This is a genomic window from Streptomyces sp. NPDC004327, assembly GCF_042873935.1.
Taxonomy (GTDB): Bacteria; Actinomycetota; Actinomycetes; order Streptomycetales; family Streptomycetaceae; genus Streptomyces.
The window spans coordinates 639,025-653,770 of the sequence record NZ_JBIAME010000003.1 but is presented as its reverse complement, the minus strand read 5'-3'; the positions used below and the strand labels follow the sequence as shown (position 1 = coordinate 653,770).

Sequence of the window (14,746 nt, the reverse complement as noted above, 5' to 3'; positions counted from 1 at the left end):
CCCGCCTCACAGGTCCGCGACCGCCATGCCGTACATCGCCGCCCACACCAGGCCGATCACGGCGAGCGGCCGGTCGCGCAGCACCACGTCCTCCGGTTCGCCCGCCGTGCCGCGGTCGGCGAAGACGGCGTAGCGCAGCACGGCGAGCACGAAGGCGACGACGGAGAGCTGACGCCACGGCAGCAGCGAGCTGCCCGCGACGCCGCCGCTCTCCAGGGCCCAGAGGCAGTAGCCGAGGACGGCGACGCCGGCCGCCAACTGCCAGACGAAGCGCAGGTATCCGGCGGTGTACTGGGTGAGCAGCGCCCGGGTCGCACCCTCGGCGGCCGCCGGCTGCACCGCCTCGGAGTAGCGCTTCGCCGCCACCATGAAGAGCGCGCCGAAGCCGGTGGTGATGAGGAACCAGCGCGACAGCGGGATGCCGAGCGCGGTCCCGCCGATCATCGCCCGCATCAGGAAACCGGTCGTGACGACGGCGAGGTCGACGACGAGGACGTGCTTCAGGCGTACGCAGTAGGCGAGTTGCATCGCCAGGTACGCGGCGACGAGCAGCGCGGTCATCGGGTCGCACGCCAGCGCGCCGATCGCCGCCGCGCCGAGTCCGAGCGCCCCGCCGGCGGCGTACGCGAGCGGTACGGGGACGAGTCCGGCGGCGACGGGCCGGTGCCGTTTGACGGGGTGGGCGCGGTCGGCGTCGGCGTCGCGGGCGTCGTTGACCAGGTAGACGGCGGAGGCGGCGGCCGTGAACAGGGCGAAGACCAGGGCGAGTCGGGCCGCGCTGTGCCAGGACCCGAGCCTGCCGGCGGCGACGGGCGCGGCGACGACGAGCGCGTTCTTGACCCACTGCCGGGGCCGCGCGGTGCGCAGCAGCCCGGCGGCGACGGCGAGCGGCCGCCGCCGCACGGGCGGCGCGGGCGGTGGCGGGGCGGCGGGCGCGGTGAGCAGGGCGCCGGCGCGCCCGGCGGCGGACTCAGCCACGGCCGCCGCCGTGCGGTGCCGGGGTACCGAGCCGGGCCCGGCTTCCTCCGGGTGCGGCAGCCGTACGCGGCCGGGCCGGGCCTCCGCCGGGTGCGGCAGCCGTACGCGGCCGGGCCGGGCCTCCGCCGCGCGTCGCCGGGGTAAGGAGCCGGGCGTCGCCGCCCGGCCGGCCCCGTCCGGCCGCGAGGCCCAGCCACGCTCGCCCCGCCCTCGCCGTCGCCGCCCCGAGCAGCGCGCCCGCCACGACGTCCGTCGGGTAGTGGACGCCGGCGACGAGCCGGGCGAGGCACATGGCGGTGGCGGCCGGGACGGCGAGGCGGCGGGTCGGCGGGTGCAGGGCGGCGAAGGCGACAGCGGCCGCGGCGGCGGAGCTGGCGTGACAGCTGGGGAAGGAGTGCCGGCCGGCGGTGCGGACGAGCGGCGCGTACGTGTCGGGGCTCGGCCTCGGGCGCCGTACGGCCCGCTTGACGCCCATGCCGGCGAGGTGCGCGGCGGCGACCAGGGCGGTGGCGCGCAGCCAGCCGGTGCGACGCGGGGGGTCGAGGGCGGCGGCGGTCAGGCCGGCGGCGAGCCAGAGCGCGGCGTGTTCGCCGGCGCCCGAGAGCGCGCGGGCGGCCGCGGCCACGGCGGGCCGGCGGCCGTGGGCGCGCAGCGCGGCGAGCAGCCGGTGGTCGGCCGCGGCCCAGTCGCCGGATCGCCGGACCCGGTGCCGTCCGACCCTGGTCAGCGGAACCCGGTACCGCCGATCCCCGGGGCGCCGGTCCCCGGATCGCCGGACCGCGTCTCGCCCGTCCCCGGATCGCCCGTCCCCGGATCGCCCGTCCCCTGACCACCCGTCCCCGGATCGCCGGACCGCCTCTCGCCCGTCCCCGTATCGCATGCTCCTCGCCCGCCTCCCCGGTTCACCGTCGGCCACGGGCGACTCTGACGCGCCGACCTGTCCTGCGGGCCGGGGCGCTTTCCTGACACTCGTTTAATCACCCATTTCGACGAACCGCCCGCCAATCCCGGCATAAGCGACACTCCCGGCTATACGGTCGCCTTCATGACGGTCACCCCCCTGCCCGCGGACATCGACGCCGGGTTCGACACCCTCACCGGCTGGGGCCGCACCGCCCCCACGCTCGCGTACGTGATCCGCCCCCGGACGTACGAGGAGGCCGCCGAGGCCGTCCGCACCTGCGGTGCCCGCGGGTCGATCGCGCGCGGCCTCGGCCGGGCCTACGGGGACGCCGCGCAGAACGCCGGCGGCGCCGTCCTCGACATGACCGGCCTCGCCCGGATCCGTGCCGTCGACGCCGAGGCCGGGCTCGTCGTCTGTGACGCGGGCGTCAGCCTGCACCACCTGATGGAGGTGCTGCTGCCGCTCGGCTGGTTCGTGCCGGTCACCCCCGGAACCCGCTACGTCACCGTCGGCGGGGCCGTCGGCGCCGACATCCACGGCAAGAACCACCACGTCTCCGGCTCCTTCTCGCGGCACGTCGTCTCCCTCGACCTGCTCACCGCCGACGGCCAGGTGCACACGATCGCCCCCGGCACCCCGCTGTTCGACGCCACTACCGGCGGCATGGGCCTGACCGGCGTGATCCTCTCCGTCACGCTGCGACTGCTGCCCGTCGAGACCTCGCTGATGTGCGTCGACACCGAACGCGCCACGGACCTCGACGACCTGATGGCCCGGCTCACCGCCACCGACCACCGCTACCGCTACTCGGTCGCCTGGATCGACCTCCTCGCGCGCGGCGCCGCCACCGGCCGCGCCGTCCTCACCCGCGGCGACCACGCCCCGTACGACGCCCTGCCCGTCCGCGAACGCCGGGCCCGGCGCGCACCCCTGGCCTTCCGGCCGGGCGGACGGCTGCCGGCCGCGCCCGCGTACGTCCCCGAGGGGCTGCTCGGCCGCACGAGCGTCGGCCTCTTCAACGAGCTCTGGTACCGCAAGGCCCCGCGCCGCTCCACCGGCCGGCTGCAGCGGCTGTCCGCCTTCTTCCATCCGCTCGACGGCGTCCCGCACTGGAACCGGGTGTACGGGCGCGGCGGCTTCGTGCAGTACCAGTTCGTCGTCGGGTACGGGCAGGAGGAGACGCTGCGCCGGGTCGTGCGGCGCGTCGCGAGCCGCGGCTGTCCGTCCTTCCTCGCCGTCCTCAAGCGCTTCGGCGAGGCCGACCCCGGCTGGCTGTCCTTCCCGCTGCCCGGCTGGACCCTCGCGCTCGACGTCCCGGCCTCGCTCAGCGGCCTCGGCGCCTTCCTCGACGAGCTGGACGAGGAGGTCGCGGCGGCCGGCGGCCGGGTCTACCTGGCCAAGGACTCACGGCTGCGGCCGGATGCGCTGGCCGCGATGTACCCGAGGCTCGGCGACTTCCGCGAGCTGCGGGCGACGCTCGACCCCACCGCCGTCTTCACCTCGGACCTCTCCCGTCGACTCGCCCTCTGAGGAGCGTGACCGCCATGAAGGACGCCTTCGGCGCCCCCCAGTCCCTGCTCGTTCTCGGCGGCACGTCCGAGATCGGCCTGGCGACCGCCCGCCGGCTGATCGCCCGCCGCACCCGTACCGTCTGGCTGGCCGGCCGCCCCTCCCCCGCGCTGACCGAGGCCGCCGGCTCGCTGCGGGCGCTCGGCGCCGAGGTGCACGTCGTGCCCTTCGACGCCCTGGACACCGAGTCGCACGAGGAACGGCTCGGGAAGCTCTTCACGGAGGGGGGTCCGGCGGGCGACATCGACATGGTGCTGCTCGCCTTCGGCGTCCTCGGCGACCAGTCGCGCGACGAGGCCGCCCCGCTCGCCGCCGTCCGGGTCGCCCAGACCAACTACACCGGCGCCGTCTCGGCCGGCCTGGTGTGTGCCCAGTCCCTCCAGGCGCAGGGCCACGGCTCGCTGGTCGTCCTGTCGTCGGTGGCGGGCGAGCGCGCCCGCCGGGCGAACTTCATCTACGGCTCGTCCAAGGCCGGGCTCGACGCCTTCGCGCAGGGACTCGGGGACGCGCTGCACGGCACGGGCGTGCACGTGATGGTGGTGCGGCCCGGGTTCGTGCGCTCGAAGATGACCGAGGGCCTGGCGGAGGCGCCGCTGGCGACCACCCCGGAGGCCGTCGCCACGGCGATCGAGCTCGGGCTGCGGCGCCGCTCGGAGACGGTGTGGGTGCCGGGCACGCTGCGCGTGGTGATGTCGGCGCTGCGGCACGTGCCGCGGCCGCTGTTCCGCCGCCTGCCGGTGTGACGGCAGTGACGTCCCTGGCGTCCGTGCCGCACGTGACGCACGTGACGCCGGCCGGGCCCTAGAGGGTGGCGGTGGGCTCGTCGACGGGGCTGCCGCCCTGCGCCGGTACGGCGGTGACGGGGGCCGGCACCGGGACCGTACGGCCGCTGCCGAACTCGTACTCGTACAGCTTGCGCCACACCTCGTCCGCGCCCTGCAGGTACAGCGCGAAGGATCCGCAGCTCCACTCCGCCGTGTAGCCGGCCAGCTCCTCGAAGGCGCGGTCCATCGCCTCGTCCGGGATGCCGTGCGCGACGGTGACGTGCGGGTGGTACGGGAACTGCAGCTCGCGCGGAACGGGGCCGGCCGCGTCCCGGATGCGCTCCTGGAGCAGGTCGCAGCCGGTGGCGCCCTCGACGAGCTTGACGAAGACGACCGGGGAGAGCGGGCGGAAGGTGCCGGTGCCGTCGAGGCGCATCGGGAACGGCTCGCTGGCGGCCGCGATCGCGGCGAGGTGCGCCTCGATCTCGGGCAGCCGGGCCGCGTCGACCTCGGTGGGCGGGAGCAGGGTGACGTGGGTCGGGATGCCGTACGCGGCGGGATCCCCGAAGCCCGCGCGCCGCTCCTGGAGCAGGCTGCCGTGAGGCTCCGGGACCGCGATCGAAACGCCGAGCGTTACGGTCCCCACGTCGTTCTCCTCCGTCGATCCGTCGATCCGTCGATGCGTCGATATGTGTACGGGTGGTGCAGGCGCCAGTGTGCGGCCTGCACCACCGTTTCGGCCAGCGTTGCGGGACTCAGCGCTTGGCGGGCAGGAAGCCGATCCTGTCGTACGCCTGCGCCAGCGTCTCCGCCGCGACCGCCCGGGCCTTCTCCGCGCCCTTGGCGAGCACCTTGTCCAGGGTCTCCGGGTCGTCCAGGTACTCCTGGGTGCGGGTCCGGAACGGAGTGACGAAGTCCACCATGACCTCGGCGAGGTCGGTCTTGAGGGCGCCGTACATCTTGCCCTCGTAGCTCTTCTCCAGATCGGCGACCGAGGTGCCGGTGAGCGTGGACATGATGGAGAGCAGGTTGGAGACGCCGGCCTTGTTCTCCGGGTCGAAGCGGATCACCGTCTCGGTGTCGGTGACCGCGCTCTTCACCTTCTTCGCGGTCGCCTTCGGGTCGTCGAGCAGGTTGATCAGACCCTTCGGCGTGGACGCCGACTTGCTCATCTTGATCGACGGGTCCTGGAGGTCGTAGATCTTCCCCGTCTCCTTCAGGATGTACGGCGACGGGATGGTGAACGTCTCCCCGAAGCGGCCGTTGAAGCGCTCCGCGAGGTCGCGGGTCAGCTCGATGTGCTGGCGCTGGTCCTCGCCGACCGGGACCTGGTCCGCCTGGTACAGCAGGATGTCCGCGACCTGGAGGACCGGGTACGTGAAGAGGCCGACGGTGGCGCGGTCGGCGCCCTGCTTGGCGGACTTGTCCTTGAACTGCGTCATGCGGGACGCCTCGCCGAAGCCGGTGAGGCAGTTCATGACCCAGCCGAGCTGGGCGTGCTCGGGCACGTGGCTCTGCACGAAGAGCGTGCACCGGTCCGGGTCGAGCCCGGCGGCGAGCAGCTGGGCGGCGGCGAGCCGGGTGTTGGCGCGCAGCTCCGCGGGGTCCTGCGGGACCGTGATCGCGTGCAGGTCCACCACCATGTAGAAGGCGTCGTGGGACTCCTGCAGCGCGACCCACTGGCGGACGGCGCCGAGGTAGTTGCCGAGGTGGAACGAGCCTGCGGTGGGCTGGATTCCGGAAAGCACACGAGGTCGGTCAGAGGCCATGCTCATCATTCTCTCAGGTGTGACCCCCCGAACCGGACGTGGCATCGTGCCCCGTGAGACAAGGAACACACATGCGGTCACGCATCCACAGGGGGAACGCGATGGCGGACATACAGGCTCGGGTCGAGGACCTGGCCCGGCGGCTGGTCGACTCGGGCGCGGAGAAGGCCGTGCAGGTGGCGGCGTATCTGCACGGTGAACTGATCGTCGACGCGTACGCGGGCGAGGGGGCGGCGGGCCAGGAGGTCGGCTCCGACTCGCTGTTCCACGCCTACTCCACCGGCAAGGGCGTCACGGCGACGCTGGTCCACGTCCTCGTCGAGCGCGGGCTGCTCGACTACGACACCCCGCTGGCCGCCTACTGGCCGGAGTTCGGCGCCCACGGCAAGGACCGCACCACGGTCCGCGACGCGCTGACCCACCGCACGGGCGTGCCGCAGCTGCCGCCGGCCATCACGCCGGAGGAGCTGTGCGACTGGGACGGCATGTGCGCGCTGATCGCCGCGCAGGAGCCGCTGTGGGAGCCGGGCACGGCCAGCGGCTACCACGGCTGGACCTTCGGCTGGGTGCTCGGCGAGACCGTGCGCCGCGCCACGGGTCTCGACGGCGTCGCCGAGGCGCTGCGCACGTACGTCACCGAGCCGCTCGGCATCGCCGACTCCCTCTTCTACGGGATCCCCGACGAGCAGGCCGGCCGCGTCGTCCCGCTGGTGGCGGGCAGCTGGGAGGAGATGCTCGCCGCGATCCCGGCGGACGCCCCCTTCTTCCGGGCCGTCCCGAACCCCGACGTGTGGCCGTGCGCCCGCCTCGCCAACCGCCCCGACTTCCTGCGCGCCCACGCTCCCGCCGGCGCGACCCTCACCGCGCGGGCCGCGGCCCGCATGTACGCGGCCCTGCTCGGCGAGGTCGACGGCGTCCGCCTGCTGCCCGCCGAGCGGCTTCCCTCGCTGTACGAACTCCGTACCCGCGAGCCGGACCGGGTCCTCGGCGTGCCGGTCCCCAAGGGCCTCGGCTACTTCCTCGGCCGGCCCGAGACGGGCGGCGAGCCCACCGCCTTCGGCCACAACGGCAGCGGCGGCAGCACCGCCTTCGCGGATCCGAAGCGCGGCCTCGCGTTCGCCTTCACCCGCAGCCGGCTGAGCGCGGGCGACTCCTCCGCGGCGGACCTCGCGGCGCTGGTCCGCGAGGCCGTCGACGCGAGCTGAGAGACCTGGTGGGGCGGGTCAGCCGGCGGACACCGGATGCGGCGTGCCGAGGTAGGGGAAACCGGGGAGCAGGTCGGTGTGCGGGCCGATGTGGTCGGTCGGGACCTTGCCGTCGGTGAGCATGGACAGCCGGGCCGAGGTGACGTCGTCGGTGAGCGAGCGCCCGTTGGGGTAGGCGGCGGGGCGGCGGCGGTCGAAGCGCAGGACGTCCGGCAGGACGGTGCGCAGCGCCGCCTCCGCCGCCTGCGGACTGTAGCCGCCGAAGTGCTCGAGCACCGCGGTCCACGGCTCCCGGTAGGTGTCCCAGTCGTCGGCCGGCTCGCCCGCGTTGTAGGCGTCCTTGACGTCCTCGGCGTTGAAGTAGGCGGTGAGGGACGGGTGGGCGCCCCGGTCGACGGACGTCAGCTGCCCGTTCTGCCGCAGGCTCACCCGGCCCCACACGCCGATCTCCGGACCTGCGCCGAGCTCGCTGCTCGGCATCTCAAGGACCAGCCCGAAGACGTTCTTGCCGGCCCCCCAGTCGACCCCGGTCCACTGGAACTTCTGCACGATGCCGTCCAGGTCGGCGAAGAACGGATCGCTGCGCATCCCGGCGAAGAACCGGTACGCACCGGACTCCACCGGGTGCGGCTCGGCCCCGAAGCTGACCGGCACGTCGGTGAAGATCTCCTCACCCGCGGCGTCGTGCGCCCGCGCCTCGTCCCCGGTGGCCCGGTGAACGGTGACGGTCTGCCGACCGTCCTGCGGCGGCGCGAACACGAAGCTGTACGCAACGTCGGCCCGCTGGTCGCCGTCGGTGTCGACGTTGATGCGGTACACCGCGTCCGGGTGGAACGCCTGGCCGCCGGTCGGGGCGATCGGATTGACGTTCATGATCAGAACGGTCCGGTCGCCGTCCACGGTGAAGGCGAACAGGTCGGTCATGTCGAGCCGGCGTCATTCATGGGCGAGCGCAGGTTCGGACCGCTGAGGTGATGAGACATGCCCCCAATCTCGGCGAGCCCCGGACCCCCGGCATCTTGAGCGAGGCGAACGGGTTCCCCGGCCCGGGGCTTGGTACAGGGCGAGGAGCTCAGTGCGGGTGCCACAGTCCGAAGCCGAGAAGCGCTACGCCCGCCGGGGCGTTCGAGGGACGGCATGCGGCAAACGGCCTCATGCGCGTCCGAAGCGCCATGCCGTGAGGCAGACCTCCTTCTGCCACTCCTCGGACCTGGAGGTCTTGCATGGCTCGGTTCGTCATGGCCGGCATCGTGTCGGCGGCGCTGATCACGACGGGGGTTCCGGCGACCGCCGCGGTTGCCGCCCCGCCCACCTGTTTCGGCATTCCCGCGACTCTCACCGGCGCGGGCACCCTCACCGGCACGCCGGGCCGCGACGTCATCGTCGGATCCCCGGGGGCCGACGTCGTCGACGGTCGCGGTGGCGACGACCTCATCTGCGGCCTCGGCGGCGACGACCGCCTGATCGGCGGCCTCGGCAACGACCGGATCGACGGCGGGACGGGCGACGACGCGATCCGCGGTGACGTGTCGGTCGAGAGCGGAGACGCCAAGGGCGGGGGCAACGACGTCTTGTACGGCGGCGCCGGCGACGACGACATGGTCGGTGACTCACACAGCGACAGCGGCAACGCCGAGGGAGGCGGCAACGACGTCATGTACGGCGGCGGCGGCGACGACTTCATGGTCGGCGACTCGGAGACCGACGCCGACGGCGACGCCAAGGGCGGGGGCAACGACGTCATGTACGGCGGCGCCGGCGACGACGTGCACATCACCGGGGACAGCGTCGCCCTGGGCGGCAATGCCGAGGGCGGCGGCCGGGACCACCTGGAAGGTGGCACCGGCGACGACGGCCTGCTCGGCGACTCGGCCGCGCCCTTCCAGGGGTTCGGCACCGGCGCGGGCGACGACGTGCTCCTCTCCGGGCCAGGCGTCCTCGAAAGCATCGTCGGGGACAGCGAAGGCATCGCCGGGGCCCGTGGAGCCGGCGGCGACGACATCATCGACCTCGGCACCGACGGCGGCATCTTCGCCATCGGCGACCACAACATCGGCGATCCCCAGGGCGGGCAGGCGACCGGCGCGGGCGACGACCGGATCACCGGCGGAACGGCGGACGACTACCTCTTCGGCGACAGCTCGGTCGGCGACGCCTCGCGGACGTCCGCGGGCAAGGACGTGATCGACGGACGCGGCGGCGACGACCACCTCTTCGGCGACAACGTGAACTTCGACGGCGACGCGACCGTCGGCACGGCCGGCGGCCGGGACGACATCCGCGGCGGCACCGGCGACGACGCCATCTTCGCGGGCCCCGCCGACGACCTCCTGGACGGCGGCGCCCACACCGACTCCTGCGACGGCGAAGCCGGCAACCACGACGTCGCGGTGCGCTGCGAGTCCGTCACCAACGTTCCCTGACCCGTGCCTCGGCGCGGCGACGCGGCGTCGCCGCGTGCCGGGGCCTTGCGAGCCGTCCTGCCGCATACGACCCTTCGTACGGAGTACGGGGGACCCGCGCTCCGGCGCGGCACCCATGTTCGTCCGGTGGGCCCGGTTCACACTGCGCAGACCGGGCCCACCCCCTCCACGTACGGGAGTTCCCCATGCCGCGCACGAACCGCGTCGCCCGTCTCACCCTGCACGCCGCCGCCACGTCCGTCGTCATGACAGCGTCACTGGCGGCCTCCCCGGCCCAGGCGGCCGCAGATCCCCTGCCCTCGCACTGGTGCTTCGTCAACGGGGTCGAGGCCCCGCCCGGAAACGTGTACGGCACGACGGGCAACGACACGATCCTCTGCGAGAACGACGTCGTCAACGTGATCATCTACGGCGGCGGCGGCGCCGACAACATCCGCGTCAAGGGCCTGGTCATCGACTCCCAGGTGCTCGGCGGCGACGGCGACGACATCATCCAGGTCAACAACCTCTACCCGCGCAACGGCGATTCGTCGGTCCGCGGCGGCGCCGGCGACGACACGATCACCACCGCGCTGGTCGTCGGAACGGCGGAGCACGGCGCGACGGTCTACGGGGACCACGGCAACGACACCATCACGACGGGCAGCGTGATGGGCCAGCCGGGCGAATACGAGCGCGGCGGCGGCCAGGTCCTCGGCAACGACGACGACGACGTCATCCGCACCAGCCGAGTAGACCTCGGCGGCCGGGTACTCGGCGGCAGCGGGAACGACACCATCGAGCCGAAGTCCGTCGGCGACGAGTCGTCCGGAGTCATCATGGGCGGCCCCGGCAACGACACGATCCGCGGCCAGAATGACACCCAGCTGGTGATCGGGCCGGGATACGCCCAGGTCGACGGCGGGCTGGGCATCAACAAGTGCAAGGTCAAGCACTTCTCGACCGGCGACAGGGTGCGCAGCACGGTCGCCAACTGCGTCATCTCCTGACCAGGGAAGGTCGTTCATTCCGACGAGCTTCCGCGTCTCGGACGTCCGCGACGCGGAGGCCCACGACCCGCTACACCGTCGTGGGCAACCACCTCGCCCAACACCGCGAGCTGTCACTGCTCGCGAAGGGCCTGGCCGTCTACGTCCAGTCGCTGCCCCCAGGCGTGTCCGTCGGCATCAAGTCGATCGCGGCTCTGCACCCGGAGAGCGAGTTGCGCATCGACGCCGCGTAGCTGCCTGGGCGCGACGCGATTTCCGCGGCGGGGGCCTCGGACCCCCGCCGCGACCGCCGTCACACCGGCAGGCCCGGGGCCGGGAACGCGGCCATCAGTTCGGCGACCTCGGCGCGGATGACGGCCAGGGCCTCCTCGTCGCCCTTGCCGGCGGCGGCGACGCCCCGGTCGATCCAGTCGGCGACCTGCGGCATGTGCGCGACGCCGAGGCCGCGGGAGGTGAGCGACGGGGTGCCGATGCGGATGCCGGACGGGTCGAAGGGCTTGCGCGGGTCGTACGGGACGGTGTTGTAGTTGACGACGATGCCGGCCCGGTCGAGCGCCTTGGCCGCCACCTTGCCCGGGACCTCCTTGGGCGTGAGGTCCATGAGGATCAGGTGGTTGTCGGTGCCGCCGGAGACCAGCTCGAAGCCGCGGGCGAGCAGCGCGTCGGCGAGGGCCCGGGCGTTGGCGACGACCGCGTGGGCGTAGTCGCGGAAGGACGGCTGGGCCGCCTCGTGCAGGGCGACGGCGATGGCGGCGGTCGTCTGGTTGTGCGGGCCGCCCTGGAGGCCGGGGAAGACGGCCTTGTCGAGGGCCTTGGCGTGCTCCTCGCGGCACATCAGCATCGCGCCGCGCGGACCGCGCAGGGTCTTGTGCGTGGTCGTGGAGACGACGTCCACGTGCGGTACGGGAGACGGGTGGGCGCCGCCCGCGATCAGGCCGGCGATGTGGGCGACGTCGGCGACGAGCACGGCGCCGGCCTCGCGGGCGATCTCGCCGAACGCGGCGAAGTCGATCGTGCGGGGCAGCGCCGTGCCGCCGCAGAAGATCACCTTCGGCCGCTCGGCGAGGGCCAGGTCCCGGACCTCGTCGAAGTCGATGAGCCCGGTGTCCTTCCGTACGCCGTACTGCACGCCCCGGAACCAGGTGCCGGTCGCGGAGACGCCCCAGCCGTGCGTGAGGTGGCCGCCCATCGGCAGCGCCATGCCCATCACGGTGTCGCCGGGCTGCGCGAAGGCCAGGTAGACGGCGAGGTTGGCCGGGGAGCCGGAGTACGGCTGGACGTTGGCGTGGTCGACGCCGAAGAGGGCCCGGGCGCGGGAGATCGCGAGGCTCTCGACCCGGTCGATGTTCTGCTGGCCCTCGTAGTAGCGGCGGCCCGGGTAGCCCTCGCTGTACTTGTTCTGCAGCACGGTCCCGGAGGCTTCGAGGACGGCGGCGGAGACGTAGTTCTCGCTGGGGATCAGGCGCAGCGTCTCGGCCTGCAGCCGCTCCTCGGCCCCGACGAGCACGGCGAGCTCGGGGTCGGTCGCGCTCAGCGCCGGGTGGTGGGCGGGAAGGTTCATGGCGTTCCTCCGCGAATGGGCCCCGGTGCGGGTGCCGGGCGGCACCCCACGGGACTTGGTCAGGTGTCCCGTGATGCCCAGGCGGGCGGCATCTCGTGTGCTCTGCCGCGCACGGCTCCCCCGGGGTTCGGTCCCCGTACGCCAGTCGCCGTGCGTGTTTCCAGACTATCGGGCGCGCCGTCACGGCAGGTTTCCCCGTCCGGCATACGAGCGACGATAAGAACAGGGAACCACACCCGCCCCTGGCCGCAGGACGAACGGAGATCCCGTGTCGAGCACGTCGAAGACGCAAGGCGAGATCGCTGCCGCGGACGCGCACAGCGCCCACAACTACCACCCCCTGCCCGTGGTCGTCGCCTCCGCCGAAGGCGCCTGGATGACCGATGTCGAGGGGCGCCGCTACCTCGACATGCTCGCCGGGTACTCGGCGCTCAACTTCGGGCACGGCAACCGGCGCCTGATCGACGCCGCCCGTGCCCAGCTGGAGCGGGTGACGCTGACGTCGCGCGCGTTCCACCACGACCGCTTCGGGGAGTTCTGCGCGCGCCTGGCCGAGCTGTGCGGCAAGGAGGCGGTGCTGCCGATGAACACGGGCGCGGAGGCCGTGGAGACGGCGGTGAAGACGGCCCGCAAGTGGGGGTACGAGGTGAAGGGCGTGCCGGACGGGCACGCGAAGATCGTCGTGGCCGCGAACAACTTCCACGGCCGGACGACGACGATCGTCAGCTTCTCCACGGACCACGAGGCCCGTGACCACTTCGGCCCGTACACGCCGGGCTTCGAGATCGTGCCGTACGGCGACCTGACCGCGATGGAGGCGGCCGTCACCGAGAACACGGTGGCCGTGCTCCTGGAGCCGATCCAGGGCGAGGCCGGGGTCCTGGTCCCGCCGGCCGGCTATCTGCGCGGGGTACGGGAGCTGACGACCCGCCGGAACGTGCTGTTCATGGCGGACGAGATCCAGTCGGGCCTGGGCCGCACCGGCCGGACGTTCGCGTGCGAGCACGAGGACGTGGTGCCGGACGTCTACATCCTGGGCAAGGCCCTCGGCGGCGGCGTCGTGCCGGTGTCGGCGGTGGTCGCGGACCGGGACGTCCTCGGGGTGTTCCGGCCGGGCGAGCACGGTTCGACCTTCGGCGGCAACCCGCTGGCCTGCGCGGTGGCCCTGGAGGTCATCGCGATGCTGCGCACGGGCGAGTACCAGCAGCGCGCGGCCGAGCTCGGCGAGCACCTGCACGCCGAGCTGGGCCTGCTCGTCGGCGGCGGCGCGGTGGAGGCGGTGCGCGGCCGCGGCCTATGGGCGGGCGTGGACATCGCACCCGCGAAGGGCACCGGCCGGGAGATCTCGGAGAAGCTGATGGCCCGGGGCGTGCTGGTGAAGGACACGCACGGCTCGACGATCCGGATCGCGCCGCCGCTGGTGATCTCGAAGGAGGACCTGGACTGGGGCCTGGAGCAGCTGCGGGCGGTGCTCTCGGCGGACTGACGGCCTGCGGGGCCGGTGGCCTGCGGGTCCGACGGCTTGGGGGGCCGGTGGCCTGGGGGCGCTACGGCTCGCGCGTCCCACGGTCCGCGGACCCTGGGGTCCGCCGGCTCCACGTTCCGCGGGCCCCACGGTCCGCGGAAACGGATGGCGGCGGTCCACCCCACGGTGGACCGCCGGCGTCCGTTTCGCCGTCAACTGGCCCCATTGACACCCCAGTTGGTCTAGGCCAATGATGGCCGCCATGCCGAGACCCCGTCCGCGCCGCGCCCTGCGCCGCACGCTCGCCGCACTCGTCCCCGTCGCCCTCCTGGGCGCACTGGCCGCGCCCGCCCAGGCCGCGCCGGCCGCCGCCTGGCCCGAGCCCGTGCCCGTCGTGAACCACGTCGGGACGACCGACCCGGTCGTCTTCATCACCATCGACGACGGCTGGAACCACGACCCGGCCGCCGCGAAACTGCTGCTCGACCGCCGGGTGCCCACCTCGCTCTTCCTGCTGCCGGGCGCCTACTCGTACGACTCCGGCTACTTCCACACGCTGCTCGACCAGGGCCCCTCCCGCGTCGAGAACCACACCGTCGACCACCCGGACCTCACCGCGCTCGACGCCGCCGGCCAGAAGGCGCAGGTGTGCGGGGCGCGCGAGGCGCAGCTCGCCGAGTTCGGGGACGGGGCGCGGCTGCTGCGGCCGCCGTACGGGACGTACGACGCGACCACGCTGACCACCGCGCGGGCGTGCGGCGCGAAGGCGGTGGTGACGTGGACGTACGACATGACGACCTGGGGCCGGTGGACCCCGCCGACGCCCGCGCTCAAGGCGGGCGACATCGTCCTGCTGCACTTCAACGAGACGGTCGAACAGGATCTGAGGCGGGCCCTGGCCGCGGCCGACGCGGCCGGCCTGCGGCCCGCGCCGCTGCGCGACTACGTACCGGAGTAGCCGGAGCGGCGCGAGTGTCCCGAGCCGTCCGAGTATCCCGAGTGGCCCGGAAAGCCGGTACGGACGGTCAGGCGGTCAGGCGGTCAGGCGGTCAGGCGGTCAGGCGGTCAGGCGGTCAGGCGGTCAGGCGGTCAGGCGGTCAGGCGGTCAGGCGGTCAGGC

13 protein-coding genes, 1 pseudogene and 1 riboswitch are annotated in these 14,746 nt (G+C 73.5%); of the genes and pseudogenes, 8 read left to right on the top strand and 6 right to left on the bottom strand.

Translation table 11 applies throughout. The features are described from left to right. Window positions 1-6: 6 nt before the first annotated feature. Together ACFYU9_RS13550 and ACFYU9_RS13545 are read right to left on the bottom strand one after the other, a co-directional pair. Window positions 7-978, bottom strand: a complete 972-nt coding sequence (locus tag ACFYU9_RS13550) for a decaprenyl-phosphate phosphoribosyltransferase (RefSeq protein ID WP_389204684.1) — start codon at window positions 976-978, stop codon at window positions 7-9. 190 nt (window positions 979-1,168) lie between these two features. Continuing rightward, window positions 1,169-1,705, bottom strand: a pseudogene (locus ACFYU9_RS13545) (phosphatase PAP2 family protein); the annotation flags it as partial. A gap of 318 nt (window positions 1,706-2,023) precedes the next feature. On the opposite strand from ACFYU9_RS13545, the gene ACFYU9_RS13540 reads away from it, so the two are divergent. Then, the gene (locus ACFYU9_RS13540; protein WP_389204687.1) at window positions 2,024-3,412 is read left to right on the top strand and encodes an FAD-binding protein; all 1,389 of its coding nucleotides are present in this window, start codon (window positions 2,024-2,026) and stop codon (window positions 3,410-3,412) included. A 14-nt stretch (window positions 3,413-3,426) separates the two neighbouring features. Beyond that, complete coding sequence (locus ACFYU9_RS13535) at window positions 3,427-4,194, top strand: decaprenylphospho-beta-D-erythro-pentofuranosid-2-ulose 2-reductase (RefSeq protein ID WP_389344774.1); 768 nt, start codon at window positions 3,427-3,429, stop codon at window positions 4,192-4,194. Between the two features lie 58 nt (window positions 4,195-4,252). Here ACFYU9_RS13535 and ACFYU9_RS13530 read toward each other — a convergent pair whose 3' ends face one another. Then, complete coding sequence (locus tag ACFYU9_RS13530; RefSeq protein ID WP_389344641.1) at window positions 4,253-4,861, bottom strand: 2'-5' RNA ligase family protein; 609 nt, start codon at window positions 4,859-4,861, stop codon at window positions 4,253-4,255. Between the two features lie 109 nt (window positions 4,862-4,970). Continuing rightward, window positions 4,971-5,984, bottom strand: a complete 1,014-nt coding sequence (trpS, locus tag ACFYU9_RS13525; protein WP_389344639.1) for a tryptophan--tRNA ligase — start codon at window positions 5,982-5,984, stop codon at window positions 4,971-4,973. A 101-nt stretch (window positions 5,985-6,085) separates the two neighbouring features. On the opposite strand from trpS, the gene ACFYU9_RS13520 reads away from it, so the two are divergent. After that, window positions 6,086-7,189, top strand: coding sequence for a serine hydrolase domain-containing protein (locus tag ACFYU9_RS13520; protein ID WP_389204690.1), 1,104 nt, complete (start codon window positions 6,086-6,088; stop codon window positions 7,187-7,189). An 18-nt stretch (window positions 7,190-7,207) separates the two neighbouring features. On the opposite strand, the gene ACFYU9_RS13515 is transcribed toward ACFYU9_RS13520, so the two are convergent. Then, entirely contained in the window at window positions 7,208-8,113 is a 906-nt protein-coding gene (locus ACFYU9_RS13515; RefSeq protein ID WP_389344637.1) for a DUF4331 family protein, read from the bottom strand. 299 nt (window positions 8,114-8,412) lie between these two features. Between ACFYU9_RS13515 and ACFYU9_RS13510 the strand changes: the two genes are divergently transcribed. From ACFYU9_RS13510 to ACFYU9_RS13500, 3 genes are all read left to right on the top strand, one after another. Continuing rightward, window positions 8,413-9,612 carry a calcium-binding protein gene (locus ACFYU9_RS13510; protein WP_389344635.1) on the top strand — a complete coding sequence of 400 codons (1,200 nt, stop codon included), beginning with the start codon at window positions 8,413-8,415 and terminating at the stop codon, window positions 9,610-9,612. A 185-nt stretch (window positions 9,613-9,797) separates the two neighbouring features. Next, entirely contained in the window at window positions 9,798-10,601 is an 804-nt protein-coding gene (locus ACFYU9_RS13505) for a hypothetical protein (protein ID WP_389344633.1), read from the top strand. An 80-nt stretch (window positions 10,602-10,681) separates the two neighbouring features. Further along, on the top strand, window positions 10,682-10,834 hold the full coding sequence (locus ACFYU9_RS13500; RefSeq protein ID WP_389344632.1) for a hypothetical protein: 153 nt from the start codon (window positions 10,682-10,684) through the stop codon (window positions 10,832-10,834). A gap of 59 nt (window positions 10,835-10,893) precedes the next feature. Here the strand turns inward: ACFYU9_RS13500 and glyA are convergent, their stop codons facing one another. Then, window positions 10,894-12,162 (bottom strand): serine hydroxymethyltransferase, encoded by a 1,269-nt coding sequence (gene glyA / locus ACFYU9_RS13495; protein WP_389344630.1) that lies wholly within the window; start codon window positions 12,160-12,162, stop codon window positions 10,894-10,896. A gap of 68 nt (window positions 12,163-12,230) precedes the next feature. Beyond that, a riboswitch (ZMP/ZTP riboswitch) is annotated at window positions 12,231-12,321 on the bottom strand. Window positions 12,322-12,430: 109 nt separating this feature from the next. Here glyA and rocD point away from each other — a divergent pair. Together rocD and ACFYU9_RS13485 are read left to right on the top strand one after the other, a co-directional pair. After that, a complete protein-coding gene (gene rocD, locus ACFYU9_RS13490; RefSeq protein WP_389204695.1) occupies window positions 12,431-13,648 on the top strand; it encodes an ornithine--oxo-acid transaminase in 1,218 nt (405 codons plus the stop codon). 241 nt (window positions 13,649-13,889) lie between these two features. Further along, entirely contained in the window at window positions 13,890-14,585 is a 696-nt protein-coding gene (locus ACFYU9_RS13485) for a polysaccharide deacetylase family protein (protein ID WP_389344628.1), read from the top strand. Window positions 14,586-14,746 lie beyond the last annotated feature (161 nt).

What these genes read in the sequence shown, in the direction of transcription:
- ACFYU9_RS13540 (WP_389204687.1), top strand. Translation starts at nt 2,024, where the DNA reads ATGACGGTCACCCCCCTGCCCGCGGACATCGACGCCGGGTTCGACACC.
- ACFYU9_RS13535 (WP_389344774.1), top strand. Translation starts at nt 3,427, where the DNA reads ATGAAGGACGCCTTCGGCGCCCCCCAGTCCCTGCTCGTTCTCGGCGGC.
- trpS (WP_389344639.1), bottom strand. Translation starts at nt 5,984, where the DNA reads ATGGCCTCTGACCGACCTCGTGTGCTTTCCGGAATCCAGCCCACCGCA.
- ACFYU9_RS13520 (WP_389204690.1), top strand. Translation starts at nt 6,086, where the DNA reads ATGGCGGACATACAGGCTCGGGTCGAGGACCTGGCCCGGCGGCTGGTC.
- ACFYU9_RS13515 (WP_389344637.1), bottom strand. Translation starts at nt 8,113, where the DNA reads ATGACCGACCTGTTCGCCTTCACCGTGGACGGCGACCGGACCGTTCTG.
- ACFYU9_RS13510 (WP_389344635.1), top strand. Translation starts at nt 8,413, where the DNA reads ATGGCTCGGTTCGTCATGGCCGGCATCGTGTCGGCGGCGCTGATCACG.
- ACFYU9_RS13505 (WP_389344633.1), top strand. Translation starts at nt 9,798, where the DNA reads ATGCCGCGCACGAACCGCGTCGCCCGTCTCACCCTGCACGCCGCCGCC.
- glyA (WP_389344630.1), bottom strand. Translation starts at nt 12,162, where the DNA reads ATGAACCTTCCCGCCCACCACCCGGCGCTGAGCGCGACCGACCCCGAG.
- ACFYU9_RS13485 (WP_389344628.1), top strand. Translation starts at nt 13,890, where the DNA reads ATGCCGAGACCCCGTCCGCGCCGCGCCCTGCGCCGCACGCTCGCCGCA.